Genomic DNA, 5,018 nt, shown 5'->3' with positions numbered 1-5,018 from the left:
CGGGGGCGTCGGGAGCGGGGGCGTCGGGAGCGGGATCAGCCATCAGCGGGCGCCTTTCCGGGAATCGAGGATCGAGTGGCCGTACTCCACCAGCTCGCGGATCTGCGGGCCGATGTCACCGAAGTCCTGTCCGGCCATGTCCCCGGCCTCGGAGCGGGTGGCCACACCCTGGGCGATCGCCGCGAACTTGAACGTCGCGAACGCCAGGTACCAGGGCATGTGTGCGGGATCCGTGCCGGTCGCGGAGCAGTACCTGTCCAGCAACCGCTGCGGACCGGGCCACCCGGGGCCCGTGGTCAGACTCGGGATGAGCGGGACCTCGGGTCCGTCGGGATCGCCCCAGTACAGAACGGTCTGGGCGAGGTCGGCCACCGGATCGCCGAGGGTCGACAGTTCCCAGTCGAGGATCGCCTTGATCCGTCCCGGATCGTCGGCGTCGACCACACAGTTGTCCATGCGGTAGTCACCGTGGATGATCCGCGACGACGGCGAGGTGGGCAGGTCCCGGCCGAGTCGCGCGGCCAGCTCGGGGAGGCGGTCCGCGCGGACGCTCGCGCTCGCCTTCTCGGACTGTCCCAGCCACCGGCGTAGCTGGCGCTCCAGATAACCCTCCGGCCGCCCCAGATCCCCCAGGCCGACGGCGTCCTGATCCACTGCGTGGAGAGCGACCATCGCGTCGATCTGCGCGTCCGCCATGGCCGCCTTGTCGTCGTCGGACTCGGCGTAGCCCGGCGGCAGTTCGTCGCGGATCACGTGACCGACGACCTTCTCCATCACGTAGTACGGGACACCGAGGTCCTCGCCGGTGGTCTCGTTGAGCACGATCCCGGCCACCGGGACGTCCGTCGACGCCAGCCCCAGCTGGATGCGCGCCTCGCGCCCCATGTCGTGGGCGCTCGGGAGGAGCTCACCCGTGGGCGGCCGACGCAGGATGAGCTCGCCGGCGTCCGAGCGGAGCGTGAACGTGAGGTTGGACTTGCCCCCCGCGATCAGCTCGGCGGAGAAGTCCGTCCAGGCCGCCTCGCCCGTGGCCTCGGCGATCTTGGGGCCCACGACGTCGGGGCGGAGGAGTCGGTCGACCGCCGGGCCGGCGGACGATTCTGGTGGAGTGGTCATGGGGTGATCCTCGCGGTTGATGGGCGGCCGGATGACCGGAACGGGCACGGACTAGTCGTGGCCGACCGTGTGCAGGTCGTTGCCGCGGGTCTCCTTCATGATCGCCGTCGCGATGATGGTGCAGACGCAGAGCACGATGATGTAGGCGCTGATCATCCAGTACACGTCCCACTCGATGAACTGCGCGTTGAGGTACGGTGCGCTGCCGCCGAAGACCGCGACGGACAGGGAGTAGGCGAAACCGATGCCCGCCGTGCGCATCTTGGTGGGGAACGCCTCGGACATGAACGACGACAGGATGGAACCGGCGGCGGCGACCAGGGTCATGGCGATCAGCGAGGTGAGGAACAGGGTCCACGGTCGGTCGTCGATCATGCCCATCAGGAACGGGGTGGTGACGATGGTGCCGACAGCGAAGATGAAGATCACCGGGCGCCGGCCGATCTTGTCCGACAGCAGGCCCCACAGCGGGAGCGTGCACAGGGCGACCAGCTGGCTGCCGAAGATCATCCAGAAGGCGGCGCCCGCATCCATGTCGCGTTGGGTGATCGCGAAGGTGGAGGCGTACGAGCTCCAGGTGTAGTGGGCGACGGTGACGCCGGAGACCATGGTCACGACCAGCGCGATGGCACGGGCAAGACGGCCCCTGGAGAAGGTGACCACCGGGGAGGTCGGGTCGGCTGCGGCCGCCTCGGCGGCCTTGTCGAAGACGTCGGACTCCTCCATCCCGGCCCGCAGGTACAGCACGAACAGGGCGAACACGGCACCGAGCAGGAACGGGATGCGCCAGCCCCACTCGCCGACGGCGGACTCGGACAGCACGGCGGTGATGGTGCCGCCCACGCCGTAGGCGATCACGGTGCCGCCCATGATGGCGACGAAGACCAGGCTCCCCCACATCCCGCGACGGTGGGGCGGCGCGATCTCGGCGACGTAGCTGTACGCGGTCGCGGACTCACCACCGTGCGCGAAGCCCTGGACGATCCGGCACAGCAGGAGCAGCACGGAGGCGAAGACACCCAGGGTCTCGTAGCTCGGCAGCAGTCCGATCAGCAGGCTCGCGCCCGCCATCATGAGCATGGTGGTGATGAGGACCCACTTGCGGCCCTTGACGTCGGCGATCCGGCCGAAGACGATCCCGCCGAGCGGCCGGACGAGGAAGCCCACGGCGAAGACGGCGAAGGTCGCCAGCAGGGCCGAGACCGGGTTCTCGTTGTTGAACATCGCCGCCGCGATGAACGGGGCGAACACCGCGTAAGCGGTCCATTCGTACCACTCGAACAGCTGCCCGGTGGTGCTGGCCGCGAGCGACCTCTTGGCGTTCCTGTTGCCCTCGGCGGACTGCGTCGGGGTGACCTCCGAGGGGAGGTCGGGGCGGATGCTGGCCTCGGCCATGTCATCTCCTTCGGGTCGGGTGAGGGGTCTGGGGAATCAGGAGGGGGTGTGCTCGTCGCGGAGTTCGCGGCGACGGATCTTGCCGGTCTGGGTCTTGGGCAGCTCGCCGACCACGTGGACCTCGGCGGGCCTCTTGTAGGCGGCGAGTCTGGAGGCGGCGAAGGCGACCAACTCCTCCCCGGTGGCGGTGCGGCCCGCCTTGAGGGAGACGAACGCGACCACCTTCTCGCCGCGGTACTCGTCCGGCAGGCCCACGACCGCGGCCTCGAAGACCGCGTCGTGCTCGTACAGGACGTCCTCGACCTCGCGGGGCCAGACCTTGTACCCGGAGGCGTTGATCTGGTCCTTGAGCCTGTCGACGAGGTAGACCCAGCCGGCGGAGTCCATGACGGCGACATCACCGGTGTGCAGCCGGCCGCCGGGCATCGCCCCGGCGGTGGCCGCGGCGTTGCGCCAGTACCCGGACACGATCTGGGGTCCGCTCAGGACCAGCTCGCCCTGCTGCCCCGGCGGGACGGGTCGATCGTCGACGCCCACCACGCTCGCGTCGACCCCCGGGAGTGGGACCCCGACGGAGAGCGTCCCGCTGGCCTCGTCCACGGGGGCGCGGAGTCCGGGCGGGACGGCGACGACCCCCGAGGTCGTCTCGGTCATCCCGTAGGCGTTGTGGATGTAGTGGCCGAACCGCTCCCGGAACCGCTCGACCGTCGACGGCGGGATCGGTGCTCCCCCGCTGTAGAGCGTCTTGACGGACCCGAAGTGCTCCGGGCCGGCCTCGTCCAGACGCATGAGCGCGTTGAAGGCCGTGATGGACCCGATCGTGTAGGTGACCCGGTGTTCGCGGAAGGCGTCCAGGACGACCTCGGGCCGGAAGCGCCCGGCAAAGACGAGGGTGGTGTCCCCCAGCAGGCCGAGGGTCGCGTTGATGACGGCACCGGTGATGTGGAACAGCGGCGCTATGGCCAACACCACGTCTCCCGGCACGATGCCGACGAAGTCGGCGAAACTCCGGGCCACGGCCACCACGTTCGCGTGCGAGTTCATCGCACCCTTCGGGGGACCGGTGGTCCCCGAGGTGTAGGTCAGCAGCGCGAGGTCGTCCGGTGACACCGTGACGGGAGCCGGGGTCCGACCCGAGAAGTCGGAGATGAGCCGCACGAGATCGCCGTCCTCCGACGGCGCTCCCGGGTCCGTTCCGCCGAATACCCGGGGGTCGTTCCTGGTCTGGAGGTCCCGCTCGCTGGTGCTCAGGATCCACCGGGCGTCGGTGCCCTCCACGCTCTCGCGGATCGCGGCGACGTCCCGGTCGGTGGCGATGATCCCCACCGCGCCGGAGTCCTCGACGGGCAACCGGAGCTCGCGACCGAAGTACATCGGGTTGAGGACCACGGCGGCGGCGCCGATCTTCCACAGGGCGAGCAGCGCCAGCGCGTACTGCGGGATGTTCTGCAGGTGGATGCCGACGCGGTCGCCGCCCCGCACCCCTCGATCCTGCAGCGCCGCGCCGAGGGCGTCCGACATGCGGTCGACCTCACGCGCCGAGAGGAGGGTGTCGAAGTACGCGACCGCGGTCCGGTCCGGACTCGTCGCGACCCGGTCGCGCCAGGCGTCGACCAGCGTCGCCCGCCGCCCCGCGAGGCCCTCGTCGAGACCCGGACGGTACAACTCCCGCCACGGGCGCGGGTTCGGTCCGTTCATCATCGCCCTCCGCTCCGTCGGCCCGACCGAGCGATCGCTCGGTCCGATGTAGTGTTACCCACACCACATCACGTGTCAAGTGATCGACAGCTAGGGTTTTTCGATGACCGAGGAGAGTCCACCGATGAGCGACTGGCGAGAATTCGGGCCCGACACCCTGTCGCCCCCGTTACGTGCCGCGTTGGTCGTCTTCGCGCGACACGGGTACCACGGCGCCTCGATCAGGATGATCGCCGAAGAGGCCGGACTGTCCGTTCCGGGCCTCTACCACCACTATCGCTCGAAACAGGCGATCCTCGCGGCCGTGGTGGACACGGCGATGGCGGAGATGCTCGAGCACACCGGCGCGGCCGTGGAGGACGCCGGGAGCCACCCGGTCGCCCGCTTCGAGAACCTCGTGGAGTGCCTCGCCCGCTTCCACATGGCCAGGCGGGACCAGGCGTTCGTGGCCTCCACGGAGATGCGGAGCATGGACCCGGGCGTCCGCGCCCACCACATCGCCCAACGCGACTCTCAGCAGGCGATGCTCGAGGAGGCCATCCGGGCCGGCGTCGACTCGGGGGACTTCGCCTGTGAGCACCCCGAGGACGCGGCCCGCGCGATCTCGTCGCTGTGCGTGTCGATCTCCTCCTGGTACCGCCCCGACGGCCCGCTGACGAGAGACGACGTGGTGGCACGACACCTGTACTTCGCCCGCGGCATGGTGGGCGCGGCCCGGGCCGGCGGCGTCGCCGACCCGTCACCGTCCCCGAGTTGACCGGCCCTTCCCCCGCGGCGCCTGCTGCCGGCCACGTGGCTGCTCACCCCGC

4 protein-coding genes are annotated in these 5,018 nt (G+C 70.0%); 1 reads left to right on the top strand and 3 read right to left on the bottom strand.

The window, feature by feature from the left end; genetic code table 11:
- Window positions 1-42: 42 nt before the first annotated feature.
- From G6028_RS14570 to G6028_RS14560, 3 genes are read right to left on the bottom strand one after another with little or no spacing between them, the layout of a single operon-like run.
- Window positions 43-1,116 (bottom strand): phosphotransferase family protein, encoded by a 1,074-nt coding sequence (locus G6028_RS14570; RefSeq protein ID WP_182659300.1) that lies wholly within the window; start codon window positions 1,114-1,116, stop codon window positions 43-45.
- Between the two features lie 51 nt (window positions 1,117-1,167).
- Complete coding sequence (locus G6028_RS14565; RefSeq protein ID WP_179525669.1) at window positions 1,168-2,511, bottom strand: MFS transporter; 1,344 nt, start codon at window positions 2,509-2,511, stop codon at window positions 1,168-1,170.
- A gap of 36 nt (window positions 2,512-2,547) precedes the next feature.
- Complete coding sequence (locus tag G6028_RS14560; protein WP_182659299.1) at window positions 2,548-4,209, bottom strand: class I adenylate-forming enzyme family protein; 1,662 nt, start codon at window positions 4,207-4,209, stop codon at window positions 2,548-2,550.
- A 103-nt stretch (window positions 4,210-4,312) separates the two neighbouring features.
- On the opposite strand from G6028_RS14560, the gene G6028_RS14555 reads away from it, so the two are divergent.
- Window positions 4,313-4,966 (top strand): TetR/AcrR family transcriptional regulator, encoded by a 654-nt coding sequence (locus tag G6028_RS14555; RefSeq protein ID WP_241730786.1) that lies wholly within the window; start codon window positions 4,313-4,315, stop codon window positions 4,964-4,966.
- The last annotated feature ends 52 nt before the right edge of the window (window positions 4,967-5,018 follow it).

The organism is Dietzia cercidiphylli (genome assembly GCF_014145145.1).
Taxonomy (GTDB): Bacteria; Actinomycetota; Actinomycetes; order Mycobacteriales; family Mycobacteriaceae; genus Dietzia; species Dietzia natronolimnaea.
This window is presented reverse-complemented; position numbering and strand designations above follow the sequence as displayed.

What these genes read in the sequence shown, in the direction of transcription:
- G6028_RS14555 (WP_241730786.1), top strand. Translation starts at nt 4,313, where the DNA reads ATGACCGAGGAGAGTCCACCGATGAGCGACTGGCGAGAATTCGGGCCC.
- G6028_RS14570 (WP_182659300.1), bottom strand. Translation starts at nt 1,116, where the DNA reads ATGACCACTCCACCAGAATCGTCCGCCGGCCCGGCGGTCGACCGACTC.
- G6028_RS14565 (WP_179525669.1), bottom strand. Translation starts at nt 2,511, where the DNA reads ATGGCCGAGGCCAGCATCCGCCCCGACCTCCCCTCGGAGGTCACCCCG.
- G6028_RS14560 (WP_182659299.1), bottom strand. Translation starts at nt 4,209, where the DNA reads ATGAACGGACCGAACCCGCGCCCGTGGCGGGAGTTGTACCGTCCGGGT.